Below are 15735 nucleotides of genomic sequence, written 5' to 3'. Positions count from 1 at the left end.
AGCCGCTGTTTTCACACCCTAGTTAGTATAAGTTATTGAATACAGAAGAGGGGATTTCCTAAAATTTAGTACTATTATAACATACTAATAATATTAATATCTTCAGTAATATTTATTAAGTATTAAGAAGAAATTACCGATAAAACTACTATGAGAAAGCCTTGCCTTAAAAGCGTCATTCATCTTGTTTTTTGTACTGTTGTGTATTTAACGGCAAGTAGTGCGTTTGCAAGTAATTTCGTTGTTAAAAATAAAACAAAGAAGGCCGTCATTACAGGAGATGTTCCTAAGGACTGGCGTTTTGAAGAAAATATCTTAGGCTTCCCATATGTTCTAATGTCAAAGAAGCATGCAAGTGGCCATCGAAGTATCATTTCATTTACACCAACTAAAATTAAAAGCAAAAGTCTTGATCGCCAGATGATTAAATCTCAAGTTGACGATTATAAGAAAGGAAGACTGAGTTGGGTTGAGAAATATGAAGGTGAAAGCGTAAAGTTTTTAAAATTTCGTGAGAATTCTATACCTAAAATAAGCTCATTTTCTGTCGGTCATCAATACATTGTTTCTAAAAAACATTTTGAAGAAAAGAGTATTTATGCCAATTGTAGTGGAGAAGTATTCCACATAAAGTATTTAATGAATATGACTGATGAAAAATCAGATCGTCAAATAATTAATAGTGTCCTTCAAAGTCTATCGTGTAGACGTGGAGGAGAGTCTTGATTAGAAACTCAGTTAAAACAATATTCACTAGTTTATTATTACAACTTGCTTTAATTGTTAATTCATATTCATTTGCGCAATTATCACTACAAGCTGAAAACTCAGTGCCAGATGAAGTCGTTGTTGAAATCACCCAATTATACTTAGCTTCCGCTAAGTCGCTCTGTACAGATGCATCTGGCCGTTGGCGCTCTGATGCTGTTGCATTACCATCTAGTATTGTTGAAAGTATTGAGAGTTCATCTGAGCGTAAATTAGGTGACGATGAAAAAGCGATAAATTGTCCTGATTTTCTAGCACTTGAAGTCGCATCAATTAAAGATGGCGCTCAAGGTTTAGAGGCAGAAGAGTTTTATGCTTGTGCTACTCAAGACTGGAACGTGATGGATCAGCTAACTCTTGCAAGAGATATGGATCTAGTTTTAGAAGAGATTTATGAGTGTAAGGGTAAGTCACAACCAACTTCAGAATGTGTAAACGATCTAATTTGTAACGCTGCAAGTACTGTTTCATTTGGTCTTGGCGACGTTATAACTGAAAAGCTTGGAATGGAATGTCCAAAGTCTACTGATACAAACTGCCTTTCTACTGCATGGAATGGCCTTGTTAAAAACTTAATAGGTACAGCGGAATTCTTTTGGGATGTCGCTGCTGGTGGTTTCAGTTGGATTGGCAATAAAATAGGAAATTTCTTTAGTGGGTCTGAGGAAGCTGAAGATGCAGCTTCAGACAAGCTCCACTTACTTTCTTCTGCTGAAGAATCATTTGTTGATAAACTTTTAGATGATCCAGTGAATACATTAAAAGATGGTTTTGCCAATTTAATGACTGGTATTGGAAATTATATTACTGAAAGTATTTATGATAATTTTGCATGTGCAAAATTTGAAAAAGATGCAAATGGTGAAGATACTTGCGTCGAACCAGTGACAAGTTTTGAATGTGCAACTTGTGGCCAAAAATTGAATATGGCATGTGGTATTGTCGGCGTTGTAGGTGGCGAAGTCCTAATTGGTTTATTAACTGCTGGTACGATCAATGCTGCAAAAGTTGCGGGTAAAGGTATTATGGTCGGAGCAAGGGCCGTATCAAAGTCACGTTTATTTTCTCCAATGGGTAAGGCGATTAAGATTGCTGGTGTTGCCGGGGCCAAAATCGTTCAAACAGGTAAGGGATTCGCTGTTAAAATAGGCCCGCGCGTAGTTAATCTACAAAAAAATAAATTGGTAAAAGCTTTCTCTATGGCCGCTAAATTAACAGGTAAAACTGCGATGTATGGTGGTAAAAAAGTAGCACAAGCTGTTCAAGCATATGGTTGGGCCGCTGATAAACTTACTGCTATGACAATGAGAGGTGTGGCAAATCAACTTGATAATATTCCAACGGCCTTTAATGGCTACCTTGGTAAAACTCTTGATTTTGCGACAAAAAGACGAGCTTCAACTGCACTGGCCACTTCTTCAGATGCACTAAGACGAGGAGCTAATTACTTTGATGGTGCCTCTAGCGTTTCTTCTCAAGCCTCAAAAGCAAGTGATGCAACTGATAACACTGCAAGCGCTTCACGAAATGCAGATGATTCTCCTAAGCAGGGGGAGTTATTTGATGAGAATGGTAAGGCAACAGCACAGGCCGATAATGGTGGAGTACAAGCAAAAGAACCAGAACAAGGTCGTCTTTTTGATGAGAATGGTAAGGTTACTGCACAAGCTGATAATGGTGGTGTACAAACAAAAGCACCAGAGCAAGGCTCTTTATTTGATGAGCATGGTAACGTTACAATGGAAGCTGATAATCGTCTCTCAAGACAATCATCTAACACATCTAATACATCTAGCTCTAGGCCAATAAGTGAGAACTTCAATGGTGTCGACGACTTTAGAACAATGGTATCACGTGATGATGTTGTTAATCCAAATATTGACTTTCATTTCACTGATGATTTTCCAATGGATATGATGGCCGTTAAGGATGTCCGTTATACTGCTGATGGATCAGGTATTATGATTAGTAAGTCATCACATCCTGAGCATTATAAATTATTAGAAGAAAAAGGTTTAAGTCCAAACTTAAACGGTGATATTGTTCTTAAGTTTGGCGATGATATTGACAGTTCAATTGTCCGTCATCAAAGTACACCTGGAGCGGCCAAAGATAATGCAAGAATACAAAGGGCGTACCAATTTAATAAACCAGATAAGAGTATTATCGAACGATTAGATGAAACACAGCCGACAATGGCAAGGCCTGTTCAAGATCGAGCAAGATTGGATTCTGTTTTAAGTGATATTGATAATATGACACAACGAGAGCTTAATGCATTTTATGCTCGTGTTGATAACAAGATTCAAAATGGTGTTCGCCTAAGCGATTATGAAGCGGCCGGAGCTCTTTTTAGAGCAGACTTAATTAATCCTAGCGTAAGATTTAATGGAGCGGCCGGCAACCGCATTTCTCCACAAGCATATGATAGTGCATTAGATGTTATTAGAAATAGATCACAATCTTCTTTAACGGCCGATGAAATTGCTCGTGGACCAAGTGGTAAATCTCAATCAAGAAGGGCCGCTATTGAAGAAATAATGGATAACGATAGAAGAAGCGCAACTGTTGCTGCTACAGATAGTGTTCGCAATACAAACCCTCGGCCATCTCCTACTGAACAAATTGGATTATTCGATAATGTAGATGATGCTGTTAAGCAGAGTGATAATGCAACTTCTGCTTCCACAAATACGAATAACCCGCCACGACAACTTGATATGTTTGAAGATGGTACAGATGCACTAAGGCAATCAGATAATAGCGCTACTAATGGAAGTATTGGCCTTTCAAGAAATCGAAACACTCCTCAAGCTTCAACTACTAGAACTAGAGGGCCTGAAGATAATATTAGGGCAACAGTTGTGGCCGCACCTGCTATCAGTGTGAATACAACAACATCTGATAATGATAACGTTTCAGTCGTAGATCCTCAGCCTGAACCAGTAGGGCCAACAAATGTTGATGAAAACCCTGATAATAATTCAGATGATGATGTTGAATTCAATATTAAAATTGAATATAGCGATAATATTATAAAAGTAACACATGTTGAACCTGTTACGGCCTGTCGACTTCAAAAGAATATTCCAGCATCAGTTGATGATGATGGTGAGGAAGTTGACGCTAAAACAACAACTCTTGGTGCTGTTGAAAATGGCGAAGAAATGGAAGTGGCTAAAGAAAGATTTAATTTTACAGTAAGCGTTGAATGTAAAACTGATGGTGATTACAAACTTGCAACGACAGCTTCATCAAACTTTCCAGATCTAAAGATCAGTGGAGAAGCGAGAATTCCTATCTATAAATGTGATGGAGATGAGTGTGAAACGGAAACTGATGCGAGTGGGAAACCATTCCAGCTAAGACTTAATCCAGCACCTTTAAGACAATTTGCTCCACCACAAGGAAATATTCCAGGGGCCCCTGTTTTAAATACACTTTAAGGATTTACTCAATCCAATCTGCACTAGTTTTAATTGTACGTGGGATCATGATATCACCTTTGTACTTAACGACTTCTGCAGGCAGGTTATGGCATAGGAAAAATGGCATACTTTCAGTAAAACCGTATGCTCCGCATTGGGTGAACACTAACCAATTTCCGTAATCGCAATCTTTTGGAAGATCAAATACGCCAAGCTTATCTAGAGATGTACACAATGGCCCATGTACATGAAATTCTTGATTCTGCTTAGATTCACATTCTTCAAGAACTTCGCAGGGAAAGGCCTGATTTGTGAGTGCGGCCCTTGCAATATGATTTATTCCACCATCAAGTACGAGAATTTCTTGTCCTCTAACGTTTTTGCGATCAATAACTTGGCTTAGGTATAGTCCACACTCACCAACGGCGTAGCGGCCAAGCTCCATCCAGATCTTTTCAAGATTATGCTTTTTCTTAAGGCGCACTAGAGCTGCATTGATATCCTTGAAATCAATTCTCTCACTTTCGTTTTGGTAAGGGATACCAAGTCCTCCGCCGAGATCAATAACTTGAGGTCTTACACCCATATCTTGAGCTAGTTTATTAATTCGAGCACATGTGTGATCCCAAATTTCTTCAAGCTTTGATGCACTTAAAATATTTCCCCATTGAAAGACGTGGTAGCCAATCACTTCCACATTTTCATACTCGCTTAGATCTACTGATTTCCATCCTTTTTCATCTAGGCCAAATGCGGTGATGTCATCGCCACCAAGAACAGATTTTTCCTTGCTATCCCACTCTAGTTGAACTCTTAATAGAGCGCGTGCCTTTATTCCCATCTCACTGGCCTGTTCATTTAACCATTTTAATTGATAGATACTTTCAACCACAACGCAATTGATTTCATGTTCTAAGAGAGTTCTTATATAGCCGCGAGATTTGCTTGGGCCTGTTGAGATAATATCACTAGATTTAACTCCACTTGCAACAACTTGAGTTAATTCACCCTTAGATGCCACATCAATTCCAATTCCTAAATTTCTAATGAGCTTTAAGATAGATGATAGGGGATTTGCTTTACATGCATAGTAAAGTTTAATGCTCTCATCTTTGTTCTCTACGATGTATCGTAAGTGATCTTCAAGTTTGTCTAAGTCATAGAAGTAAAACGAAGAGTCGATTCTCTTCGTTAACTTCTTTAATTCTTTTGTGATATTTTTATCTAACATTATAATTTATCTATCTTAAAAATGATTCGAGTTCTAGTGATGCATCTGATTTCTCATCACGGTATTTGATAATCATGGCACAATTCATTGAAAGGCCCTGATCCTTTGCCCAGGAAAGTTTATCGTTTACCGGTCTTGTTCCCGGTACAACAACTGCACCTTCTGGAATAGGCTCACCTGGTTCAAGTCTTCTCTCATTTACACAGTCATAAATAGGTACACCTTTTGAAAGGATAACACCTGGTGCGATTACAGCGCGTTTTAAAACTTGAATACCTTCAACGATAACAGCACCTGCTCCAATAAAAGCATCGTCTTCAATAATAACCGGAGCTAGTCCAATAGGCTCTAGTACGCCACCAATTTGTACTCCAGCACTTAAATGGACGTTCTTTCCAATTTGAGCACATGAGCCAACGAGAGCGTGTGAATCAACCATTGTACCTTCGTCAACATAAGCTCCAATATTGATGTATGCAGGAGGCATGATAATAACGCCTTTTGAAACATAAGCTCCTCGGCGAACACTTGAGCCACCTGGAACGATTCTTACACCGCGATCAGTATCAAATTTTTGAGCTGGAATATTGTGTTTATCAACAAATCCTTCATAACCAAATTTTGATTGTTCAACATTCTTTCCGGCCTTAAAGACCTCAAGAATCATTTGCTTAACTTCTGTATTTGCTTGCCACTTACCATCAACTTTTTGTGCTGATCTAAGTGTTCCACTTTCTAGGCCTAGTAGTATTTCATCAACTGTCATTTTTATTTTCTCCAATTCTTAATTTTATCATTTGCTGATTTTACGATTGATTCTTTTGTCATATCTTTTAGTGATAGTGGTGGCCTAAGAACGGCCGTCTCAATTTGTCCCTGCTCTTTCATGAGCCACTTTGCCGGCACAGGATTTGAACAAACAAACATCGTGTTACTTGCTTCAATCCACATTTGAGCATCGCTTTCATTTAATTCACCATTTAGGCAGTCTCTTACATATTTATTAGTCTCAGCTGGCCATGGGTTTGCTGCTACAGAAACTAATCCCTTTGCACCTAAAGGCGTAAAGGCCGGCAGCATTGCATCGTCACCACTATAGACTCGTCCACCATTTGCGGCCTCAACATATTTGGCAAACATCTCAACTGAGCCACTGGCCTCTTTTATTGCCCAAAATGCACGGTGCCCATTAAGTCTTTTAACTGCCTCCAGAGACAGTCCGATACCTGCACGAGATGGAACATTATAGAGCATAACCGGCTTATTTGAGACATCCATTAGTGTTTTAAACCAGTGGTATTGTCCCTCATCACCAGGCTTTGCATATAAAGGTGTAACAAGAAGGTAAGCATCGATATCAAGGCCATCAAGATAAGAGACCCATTCACATGTCTCGTTTAGATTGATACCACCAACACCACACATAAGTGGAACCTTAAGGTCTAGATCGATTGTGAAACTTAGGATATTCTTTCTTTCTTCTAAATTTAGATTAAGGGCCTCTCCCGTTGAACCTAGGATTAGTATCCCATTTCCGGCTTCTTCTTGAGCTCTTAAAATACGCTCTAATGAGTCCAAATCAACTGTTTGATCTTCATGTAAAGGCGTAATTACGGCCGTCCATAGGGGAGTTGAGTTTAAAAATTCAAGATCTTTCTCATTTATATTATTCATTTAATCTCCAGTTATTATTCATTTTCTTTCATTACTTGAAGGGCAACTTCACTAAAATCATAGAGTCCTGGCCCAAGAGTTTGCATTTGCTTTACTGCCCACAATGCTCCAGCGGCAAATATTCTTCGATCTTTTGCTTCATGTTTAATTGTAACAATTTCGTTAGGGGTATCAATAGTTAATTCATGAATTCCCACGATATCTCCAGTTCGCTCAGAGCTGATCTCGGCGTCACGATCTAACCATTCTTTCCATGAGAGGGCAGTACCACTAGGAGCATCAAGTTTCTTTGTATGGTGAATATCGTTGATGTGGAAGCTTAGTTGTTCTTCACTAAAAAGAGAATTAGCTTTGGAGGCAATCTTAATCATCTCTTTGACCAGATTCATTCCAAGACTAAAGTTCGTGGCCTTTATCCAGGTTCCACCACCGGCCTTTATTTTATCTAGCATTTCTGGTTTCCATTCAAATCCAGTTGAACCACAAACTACGCAGATTCCTGAAGTGCTTAATAAATCAAAATAATGCTCTAAAAACGTATCCCCATTTAAAAAAGAGAGAACCATATCAAATCTATTAAGATCATCTTTCTTTAAAGGATTTTTTGAATCAAAAACACTTAATTCAATATCACTATATTCGCCATTTTTATTTTCTTCACAAAGCTCAATAACTTTAGAACCTGTTTTTCCTTTTCCTAGTAATGCTAATTTCATTGAATGAATTCCTGATGTAATTTTTGAATTGCTGAATCCGCTTGATTCTTATTCACTAAGAAGCAAAAGTTATGTTTACTGGCCCCTAGACAAATCATTCTAACGTTGATTCCTTCTACAGAGTTAAAAATTCGCTTAGCAATATCTGGTGTATGGTTGATCTCATTTCCGATTAGACTTACTAGTGTTAAGTCAGTTTCAACTTTTACGCTACATAACTCCGATAACCGACTAATTATCTTCTTATTTAATAGGGCGCTATCATCTAATGTAAGTGCTACTGAAATCTCAGACGTTGTAATTGAATCAATACTTACTTTAAAGTCATTAAATATTTTAAAAATCTCAAATAAGAAACCATGTGCATGAAGCATTTTTGGCGTTGATAATGTCACAAGGCTTTGTTCTCGACGTAAGGCCATTGCTCTTATTAATGGTGCTGAATCAGTCTTATCAACAATCCAAGTCCCTGGAGCATCAGGCTCATAGCTCGATCCAACAAAGACCTTAATACCTGCACGTAATGCAGGTGTTAAGGTCGTTGGATGAAGTATTTTTGCACCAAAAGTTGCCAGCTCGGCCGCTTCAGAAAATGTTATTTCATTTAATAATTTCGCTTCTTTTACAATACGTGGATCTGTTGTGGCGATACCTGCGACATCTGTCCAGATTTGAAGTGTGTCAGCACCCATGGCCTCTGCAACAAGTGCAGCGGAGTAATCTGAACCTCCACGCCCTAGTGTTGTAGTTAAGCCTTCAGAGGTCGATCCCATAAAGCCTTGAGAGACATATACGACATCTCCATATTTTGCGTTAACGAGATGTTGCTGGGCCTTTTCCTTTGTTGCCACAAGATCAGGTGAAGCTTTTGTAAATTGATCATCAGTTTTAAGAACTTGTCTAATATCAAATAACTCAACATTCTTCTTTTGATGGATTCCTGCTAGAACTTGGCTAAAAATTAATGAAGACATTCTTTCACCAAGACTTACAAGTGAATCGTATGCTCGGTCTGAACATTCTCTTAATAGGAGCATTCCATTGGCAATCATATTAACTTCTGAAAGAAGCTCAGAAACATCTTCTTTTAGTTCTTCTGTTGCATTCATATCAATTAGTATTTGATTATGTTTATCAGCAATTTCTTCAACTAGTGCTTCTACCTTTTCACCTTCACCAAGTGGTGCCTGTTTAGATATTTCCACTAAGAGATTTGTAACACCGTAAACGGCCGATACGATAACCATATTAGCGTTCTTGGCAGCACTGATTTGAGCACTTCGAGTCATGGCCTCTAGGTTTGCCATAGATGAGCCGCCAAATTTTGCAACAATGATTTCTGAATTTTCATTACCCATACTTAAAATCCTATATGTGATTCAAATAAATAAGGTAATTGTATGAAGGAGTGTGTTTAAATGCAAAAAAGAATTGTGAAATATAACCGACTTAAACAGTTGTATAACATAGGATTTGCATTCGAAGCTCTCCACATAACAAAACAAACTTATTTGAAGTTAATAATTTGTTAAGCGACAGTCCTAAGGCTTCTCCCTTAGTGACCAATAGTAAGGCTTGCGCTAAACCAAACTATTTCGGCAATGCTTCCATCGTAGTGATTCGTAACGGACTTATTCGTTGCGCACCCTGATCACTAGTTACTAAGCAATGCTCCTCTTCGTAATCTTACAAGGAATATTCTAGTGGATAGACACATTGATGTCTATACTTTTATAATTTGTGTGAATTTAAAATTACATCCTAGGGGTATAAAATGAAAAAAGTTGGAATTATCGGTTGGCGTGGAATGGTCGGATCTGTTCTTTTAGAAAGAATGGAAATGGAAGGAGACTTTGCAAAAATTGATCCATACTTCTTTTCAACTTCTCAAGCTGGGCAAAATGGCCCATTAATTTATAATAAAACACATACCTTAAGAGATGCTAATGATGTAAATGAACTTGCTGATATGGATATTATAATCTCATGTCAAGGCGGTGATTACACAAAGAAGCTTAGACCGGCGCTAGATGAAGTGAACTGGCAAGGGTATTGGATTGATGCGGCTTCCGCAAAACGAATGGATGATGACTCCCTTATAATCCTGGATCCTGTTAATAAAGATATTATTGATAAAGCGCTCAATGATGGTGTGAAAAACTTTATTGGTGGTAATTGTACCGTTAGCCTTATGCTTATGGGAATTGGAAGTTTATTTCAAGAGAACTTAGTAGAGTGGATGACATCGATGTCATATCAGGCGGCTTCTGGTGGTGGTGCTCGTCATATGAAGGAGCTTCTAACGCAAATGAAGGTCATTGGCGATGTGGCCAATCCGATAATGGAAGGGCCGATTCTTCAGCTGGATACAGATATTTCAAATTTACTTAAAAGTGAAAAACTTGATGCTGATTGTTTTGGTGTTCCATTGGCACTTAATTTGATTCCTTGGATTGATAGCGCTGTTGAAAAGGGGCAAACTCGTGAAGAGTGGAAGGCCTTTAGTGAGACAAATAAAATTCTTGGCAGAAAAGATAATCCAATACCTATTGATGGAACTTGTGTAAGGGTTGGTGCTCTGAGGTCTCATTCACAGGCATTAACGATTAAATTGAATAAGTCTGTCGACATTAAAACGATTGAAGACATGATCAAGAACTTTTCAGAATTTACTGAATTTGTTGAAAATACTCCTGAGGCCACACGAGAAAAACTTAATCCACGTTATGTATCTGGTACTCTCAAAACAACAGTCGGACGAGTTAGAAAAATGAATCTAGGTGATGAATATTTAAATATTTTCACATCTGGTGATCAACTTCTTTGGGGAGCTGCAGAACCTCTTCGTCGCATGTTAAATATTGTGTTATAGTCATTATATGGAATTAGATTACGATAAATTAGTAAAAGATTTTTATCAACAAGGCTATTGTGTAGTCGAAGGACTTTTTGATCCCAAAGATCTTAAGAATATTGAAAAGTCTTTTGATAATTTATATCAAGCAAGTCTCTCTCTTGATGAGACACAAATGTTAAAACTAGCTCAATTTGTCTTTAATGAAGACGCACTAAATCGCATTGTTTGGTGTGGTGGCTACGATGAATTTCTTCTTGATGTAGGTGCTGATAAACGAATACTGAATATTGTATCAAGAATCCTTGAATCTAATGAGATGGTTCAATTAATTAATCAGGCCCACTTTAAACTACCTGGTCAAAAAGTAGAATTCAAATGGCACCAAGATAGTGAACACCGTCGCTATGGAACACATATGTGGGAAGATGTCGATGGCCGTGGAAGTTACGTTCAAACTCTTCTTGCTATTGATGATATGAATGCGGACAATGGCCCTCTTAAATTTATCCCTAATTCCAATCAAGAAGGTCATCTTAATTATAAAGAAGATCCTAGTATTATCGATGAGATGCTTGAGAAATATGAAGCCGTTGATGTGATGCTAAAAGCAGGTGATGTCGCTTTTTTTGGGCCATATGTTTTTCATTCTTCGAGCTTAAATAAAACCGATTCTCCTCGCCGTGTCCTTATTAACGGTTACGCTCAGCCAGGTGCTAATAAAAGAGAGTATCCTGGTGTAGGCCTTGGAAGACACTTGAAACTAAACTCTTAAGAGAGTTTCTTTACCTTTATTCACGATATTTAAGAACATGTCTTTGATAGATCCTCTAAAATTAATGCATACAGTCGTTAGTCGAGGAAGATTCTATGTCAGATAAAAAGAAATCAAATTATGGAAAGTATCGCTATCCTGCTGTAGCAGTAGCGGTGTTATTAACATGGGTTTTTTCTGTAACCTATCTTGTTCAAAGTAATACTCCAGAGGGACAAGTTACCAGGCTTCCTGCTTCTGCTACTCAAAAAGATGGTGTTTCTAGAGGTGTTGCTTCAATTGCTCCTGCTGACGATCCTCTTTTAAAAGAAACATATGCGTTAGGTATAAATGCATATTTATGGGGATCGACATTGGTTCGAATGGAGCAAGTTTCAAGGCAATACACAGAAGTTTCTCAAAGTGAAAAAGATACAAGTTATCGTGCACCTGTTGGAGAGTTTGGTCATGCAAGAAGACTTCCTGGCCCAGAAGATGCTGATATGCCAACACCTAATCAAGACACTTTGTACTCAAGTGCTATTCTTGATCTTTCACAGTCTCCGATGGTGTTATCTGTTCCGGCAGTGAAAGATCGATACTATGTTATTAATGTATTTGATATGTGGCATAACCTTATCCAATATGTTGGTACGAGAGTTACTGGTACAGATGCACAAAATTTTCTTATTGTTCCACCAAATTGGAATGGACGAAGTAGCGAGAAGTTAAAAAGCCTTAAAGTTGTTCGTTCACCAACAACAAAAGTTTGGCTCTGGGGCCGTACTGAAGTATTAAAAAAGACAGAGCAGGATCTAAAAAAAGTCCATGAAATACAAGATCAATATAAGTTAACTCCATTAGCAGAATACACTGATGGCAAGAAAGTACAATTATTTGGTTTATCAAATCGCCCAGGAGATGAGAAAGATCCATTGAGATTTTTTACTGAACTTAATGAATATCTCTTAGATAATGTATTAAATGATATTGATAAAGCGCAAATGCAACAATTAGAAAAGATAGGAATTACATCTGAAGGCTTTAAAAAAGAGATGCTAACTCCCGCTCAACAAGACATCTTAAAACAAGTTCTAAAAGATGGCGTTGAAATCGCTAATGCTCAAATTTACAATCCCGCACATACAAAAATAGTAAATGGCTGGAGCTATGTATTTGATTTAGATAATTTTGGACAGGATTATGCATTAAGATCAATGGTTGCTCATCCCTATTTGGGAGGTCAAGGAGAGAAAGAGGCCATATATCCAATTCGTTATAAAGATTCTAAGGGTAATACACTTGTTGGAAGTAAACAGTATCGTATGAAGTTTAATTCAAATCCACCTAATGATGGTTTTTGGTCAATAACAGTTTATGATGCTGAGACTAAGCTTCTTGTATACAATGCCTTAAAACGTTATTCTCTTGGCGGAGAAAGTGATTTAATGAAGAATCCAGATGGATCATTTGAAATTACTTTCTCTAATCAAATGCCATCAGACTCAAAAAAGCGTGCTAACTGGCTGGCCGCACCTGTTGGAGCATTTTACATCATTACTAGGATATACATTCCCCATGAGGATGTATTAAGCCTTAAGTGGAAGCTGCCAGAAGTCGAACCAGTTGAAACTAAAGTCCTTTCAATGGTTTCAAAATAAATAGTCTGTTCTAACTTTTTACACCTTTTGAATCTTTACAATAGGGGCCTAGAAATAGGCCCTTTTTTGTTACATTGATGGATATGAAATATCTTATCTTTCTCATATTTATCGCAATAATTGGCAATCATTCTGTCAATGCACAGGAATATGGTTTTCTAACTATTGCTGATGGAAAGGTTTCATATAAAAAAATTGAGAATTACCTACGTCCATTTAAAACAGATGGCTGCTCTAGTGTTTCACCAGATGGAACGATTGGCAGGCCTACCCTATGGCAACATTGTTGTGTTGAGCACGATATTGCTTATTGGTATGGTGGAACTCTCCAAGATAAGAAAGATGCAGATAGTGCTTTAAATCAATGTGTTTCAGATGTTTTTTCTGGAATCTTTGGAAGAGCAATGGAAGTGGCCGTTTATATTGGAGGTGGCCCTGATCTTCATACTGGTTATGCTTGGGGCTATGGTTGGAATCATATACGAGGCTATCATGAATTATCACAACAAGATCAAGATGAAATCCAAAGAATGATGCCAGCAGATCCACATGGACAAAAAATAGAAGAAATTGAGTTTGATAAAGAAGTAATCCCATCTAGAAATAAAAATATTTGTTTAGATGAGATACAAGATCATCTCGAAAAGTCTTTTAAAGAAGATGATGTTGAAATCTTGAGATCAACTGAAGCATTAAGTTTCTTAAATCGTGTTTATGTTATTGAAACTAGCTCATGTGAAGGACAAATTAAAGTAACGTTGAATAATTTTGTCAGCTTTAATGATTGTGAAGAGCTTCCTTATAAGAATGAGTGGGAGCAAAAAATAAAGAAAGTTGAAGCTTTCGGTAAGTGTGCCGATAAGTTTGAGAGTAAGGAACTAGAGAGGTAGGGCATGAATAGAGTATTTATACTAAGTGGAGCATTTCTTGTATTAGCAGCAATTCTGTCTCTTAATGTTGAGCATGACGATCTTAAAAGCCTCAAACTTCAACATAAGAAAGCTCGTTTAAGTCGAAATACATGTGGAATGCAGGATCTAAGTTGCCACCGCCACTATTTAAACCTTATTAAAAGACTCGAGGGGCGTATTGATCTACTTGAGAAAAAAGTCATTAATACGAAAGAGGGCTAAGCTGCACTCTTTCGAATATACTTCTCATAATATTCATCAAATTTATGCTTAACCTTAGGCGCTAGTGCAATAGTGGCAATCATATTTGGTATGGCCATCAAAGCAAATCCGATATCCATTGCATTTACCATGTCTGTAGGAGCAGATACGGCCCCTAGTAGTACTGTCGAAGCATAGAATAGAGCAAAGGTAAGCCTTGCTCCCATTATTGGTACGCCACCAAATAAGAAGTCCCAACATTTCTCACAGTAGTTAGCAGATCCAATGACAGTGGATAAGGCAAAAAGAATAATTGAAATTCCTAGAAGATGCGATCCGGCCATTCCAAAGTTTTTCATAAAGGCTATTTGAGTAATCAGTACACCATTTGATTCTTGTAGCTCAGCAGGAGAAAGTGAACTTAGAATTACTATTGAAGTCATTGTACAAACGATAATTGTATCAATGAAAGGGCCAACCATAGCAACTAGACCTTCGGCCACGGGTTCACTTGTTTTTGCGTTTCCATGGGCCATTGGAGCAGAACCGACACCTGCTTCATTAGAATATGTTGCACGTTTGATTCCTGTTTTAAAGATATGGATTACCGCTAGACCAGAAACACCACCCACTGCAGCTCGCCCAGCGAATGCTTCTTTGAAAATTAAAGCAAATACATCGGCAACGTTGCCAAAATTCATAATGATAATAACAAGAGCACATCCAATATAAAGAGTACACATTGCCGGCACTAGTTTAGAAGTGGCCTCTCCAATTCTTTTAACACCACCCATTAGAATATAGACAAGAAGAACGGCCGCCAGTATGCCTGTGATATGTGTAGGAATACTATAATTAGAGGCCATGAATGTTGCCATTTGATTTGTGTTAAAGACACCTAATGAGCCTATTAGGCCTGCTCCAGCAAAGAAATAAGCAAGAAAGTGCAAATACTTTGGTAGCGCTTCGATAATCGTATACATAGGGCCACCTTGAATTTCTCCGTGGTGATCATTGCGTCGATACATAACGGCCAGAGTACACTCGAAAAACTTCGTGTTCATCCCAATAAGGGCCCCAACCCACATCCAAAAAATAGCACCAGGTCCACCTTGTGATATTGCAACTGCAACACCTGCTACATTTCCCATTCCTACGGTTGAAGAGAGGGCATTTGTTAAGGCCTTAAAGTGAGAGATCTGTCCCTTACTTTCATTGTCGTTCTTGTGATGGAATTTACCTGAAATGAGTCGAAAAGCGTGAAAGAAACCTGCTAATGTTTTTAAACGTGAAATGGCAACGAGATATATCCCACCACCAAGTAATAAGATAATAAGTGGCAGGCCCCAGACGATCTCGACGGCTTCCGCAAGAAATGCAGAGAAATTCATGTAAATCCTTTGTAATTAATTGAATTATCAATAATTTTTCCATAGCTTCGTCGAAATTACAACAAGGTGCGCTTTGAATATTCTTATAGACAATAATTGGCATTTAGATTGCAACCTATATCTACAACATACAAATGAGAGAGGTA

The 15735-nt window shown here is 37.9% G+C and carries 13 protein-coding genes and 1 riboswitch; of the genes, 7 read left to right on the top strand and 6 right to left on the bottom strand.

Features of this window, described 5'->3' with window-relative positions; translation table 11 throughout:
- Positions 1-150 precede the first annotated feature (150 nt).
- Both BALOs_RS07825 and BALOs_RS07820 read left to right on the top strand, forming a co-directional pair.
- Entirely contained in the window at positions 151-726 is a 576-nt protein-coding gene (locus BALOs_RS07825) for a hypothetical protein (RefSeq protein WP_120404821.1), read from the top strand.
- Positions 723-4214 carry a hypothetical protein gene (locus tag BALOs_RS07820; RefSeq protein ID WP_120404820.1) on the top strand — a complete coding sequence of 1164 codons (3492 nt, stop codon included), beginning with the start codon at positions 723-725 and terminating at the stop codon, positions 4212-4214. Before BALOs_RS07825 ends, BALOs_RS07820 begins: the two co-directional genes overlap by 4 nt.
- A 4-nt stretch (positions 4215-4218) precedes the next feature.
- Here the strand turns inward: BALOs_RS07820 and BALOs_RS07815 are convergent, their stop codons facing one another.
- The 5 genes from BALOs_RS07815 to lysC are packed head-to-tail and all read right to left on the bottom strand — an operon-like array spanning position 4219 to position 9175.
- Positions 4219-5427 (bottom strand): PLP-dependent decarboxylase, encoded by a 1209-nt coding sequence (locus tag BALOs_RS07815; protein WP_120404819.1) that lies wholly within the window; start codon positions 5425-5427, stop codon positions 4219-4221.
- A gap of 10 nt (positions 5428-5437) precedes the next feature.
- Entirely contained in the window at positions 5438-6193 is a 756-nt protein-coding gene (locus BALOs_RS07810; protein ID WP_120404818.1) for a 2,3,4,5-tetrahydropyridine-2,6-dicarboxylate N-succinyltransferase, read from the bottom strand.
- A gap of 2 nt (positions 6194-6195) precedes the next feature.
- A complete protein-coding gene (gene dapA / locus BALOs_RS07805; RefSeq protein ID WP_120404817.1) occupies positions 6196-7101 on the bottom strand; it encodes a 4-hydroxy-tetrahydrodipicolinate synthase in 906 nt (301 codons plus the stop codon).
- A 14-nt stretch (positions 7102-7115) separates the two neighbouring features.
- A complete protein-coding gene (locus BALOs_RS07800) occupies positions 7116-7817 on the bottom strand; it encodes a 4-hydroxy-tetrahydrodipicolinate reductase (protein ID WP_120404816.1) in 702 nt (233 codons plus the stop codon).
- Positions 7814-9175, bottom strand: a complete 1362-nt coding sequence (gene lysC / locus BALOs_RS07795; protein WP_120404815.1) for a lysine-sensitive aspartokinase 3 — start codon at positions 9173-9175, stop codon at positions 7814-7816. Before lysC ends, BALOs_RS07800 begins: the two co-directional genes overlap by 4 nt.
- A gap of 116 nt (positions 9176-9291) precedes the next feature.
- Positions 9292-9504, bottom strand: a riboswitch (Lysine riboswitch).
- Between the two features lie 87 nt (positions 9505-9591).
- On the opposite strand from lysC, the gene asd reads away from it, so the two are divergent.
- From asd to BALOs_RS07770, 5 genes are all read left to right on the top strand, one after another.
- A complete protein-coding gene (gene asd, locus BALOs_RS07790; RefSeq protein ID WP_120404814.1) occupies positions 9592-10689 on the top strand; it encodes an aspartate-semialdehyde dehydrogenase in 1098 nt (365 codons plus the stop codon).
- Between the two features lie 7 nt (positions 10690-10696).
- Positions 10697-11446, top strand: coding sequence for a phytanoyl-CoA dioxygenase family protein (locus BALOs_RS07785; protein WP_120404813.1), 750 nt, complete (start codon positions 10697-10699; stop codon positions 11444-11446).
- A gap of 95 nt (positions 11447-11541) precedes the next feature.
- Entirely contained in the window at positions 11542-13086 is a 1545-nt protein-coding gene (locus BALOs_RS07780) for a DUF1254 domain-containing protein (protein ID WP_120404812.1), read from the top strand.
- Between the two features lie 83 nt (positions 13087-13169).
- Complete coding sequence (locus BALOs_RS07775; protein WP_162929610.1) at positions 13170-13976, top strand: hypothetical protein; 807 nt, start codon at positions 13170-13172, stop codon at positions 13974-13976.
- A gap of 3 nt (positions 13977-13979) precedes the next feature.
- Complete coding sequence (locus tag BALOs_RS07770; RefSeq protein ID WP_115362710.1) at positions 13980-14219, top strand: hypothetical protein; 240 nt, start codon at positions 13980-13982, stop codon at positions 14217-14219.
- Here BALOs_RS07770 and BALOs_RS07765 read toward each other — a convergent pair.
- Positions 14216-15589, bottom strand: coding sequence for a sodium:alanine symporter family protein (locus BALOs_RS07765; RefSeq protein WP_120404810.1), 1374 nt, complete (start codon positions 15587-15589; stop codon positions 14216-14218). The two genes, BALOs_RS07770 and BALOs_RS07765, sit on opposite strands and share 4 nt — an antisense overlap.
- Positions 15590-15735: the final 146 nt, after the last annotated feature.

The sequence above is a fragment of the Halobacteriovorax sp. BALOs_7 genome, from assembly GCF_003612895.1.
GTDB classification, from domain to species: domain Bacteria; phylum Bdellovibrionota; class Bacteriovoracia; order Bacteriovoracales; family Bacteriovoracaceae; genus Halobacteriovorax_A; species Halobacteriovorax_A vibrionivorans.
This window is presented reverse-complemented; position numbering and strand designations above follow the sequence as displayed.

Bases quoted from the DNA above. Each gene is read 5' to 3' on its own strand.
- BALOs_RS07765 (WP_120404810.1), bottom strand. From the start codon at position 15,589: ATGAATTTCTCTGCATTTCTTGCGGAAGCCGTCGAGATCGTCTGGGGC.
- BALOs_RS07825 (WP_120404821.1), top strand. From the start codon at position 151: ATGAGAAAGCCTTGCCTTAAAAGCGTCATTCATCTTGTTTTTTGTACT.
- BALOs_RS07775 (WP_162929610.1), top strand. From the start codon at position 13,170: ATGAAATATCTTATCTTTCTCATATTTATCGCAATAATTGGCAATCAT.
- BALOs_RS07785 (WP_120404813.1), top strand. From the start codon at position 10,697: ATGGAATTAGATTACGATAAATTAGTAAAAGATTTTTATCAACAAGGC.
- dapA (WP_120404817.1), bottom strand. From the start codon at position 7,101: ATGAATAATATAAATGAGAAAGATCTTGAATTTTTAAACTCAACTCCC.
- BALOs_RS07780 (WP_120404812.1), top strand. From the start codon at position 11,542: ATGTCAGATAAAAAGAAATCAAATTATGGAAAGTATCGCTATCCTGCT.
- asd (WP_120404814.1), top strand. From the start codon at position 9,592: ATGAAAAAAGTTGGAATTATCGGTTGGCGTGGAATGGTCGGATCTGTT.
- BALOs_RS07815 (WP_120404819.1), bottom strand. From the start codon at position 5,427: ATGTTAGATAAAAATATCACAAAAGAATTAAAGAAGTTAACGAAGAGA.
- BALOs_RS07810 (WP_120404818.1), bottom strand. From the start codon at position 6,193: ATGACAGTTGATGAAATACTACTAGGCCTAGAAAGTGGAACACTTAGA.
- BALOs_RS07770 (WP_115362710.1), top strand. From the start codon at position 13,980: ATGAATAGAGTATTTATACTAAGTGGAGCATTTCTTGTATTAGCAGCA.
- lysC (WP_120404815.1), bottom strand. From the start codon at position 9,175: ATGGGTAATGAAAATTCAGAAATCATTGTTGCAAAATTTGGCGGCTCA.
- BALOs_RS07800 (WP_120404816.1), bottom strand. From the start codon at position 7,817: ATGAAATTAGCATTACTAGGAAAAGGAAAAACAGGTTCTAAAGTTATT.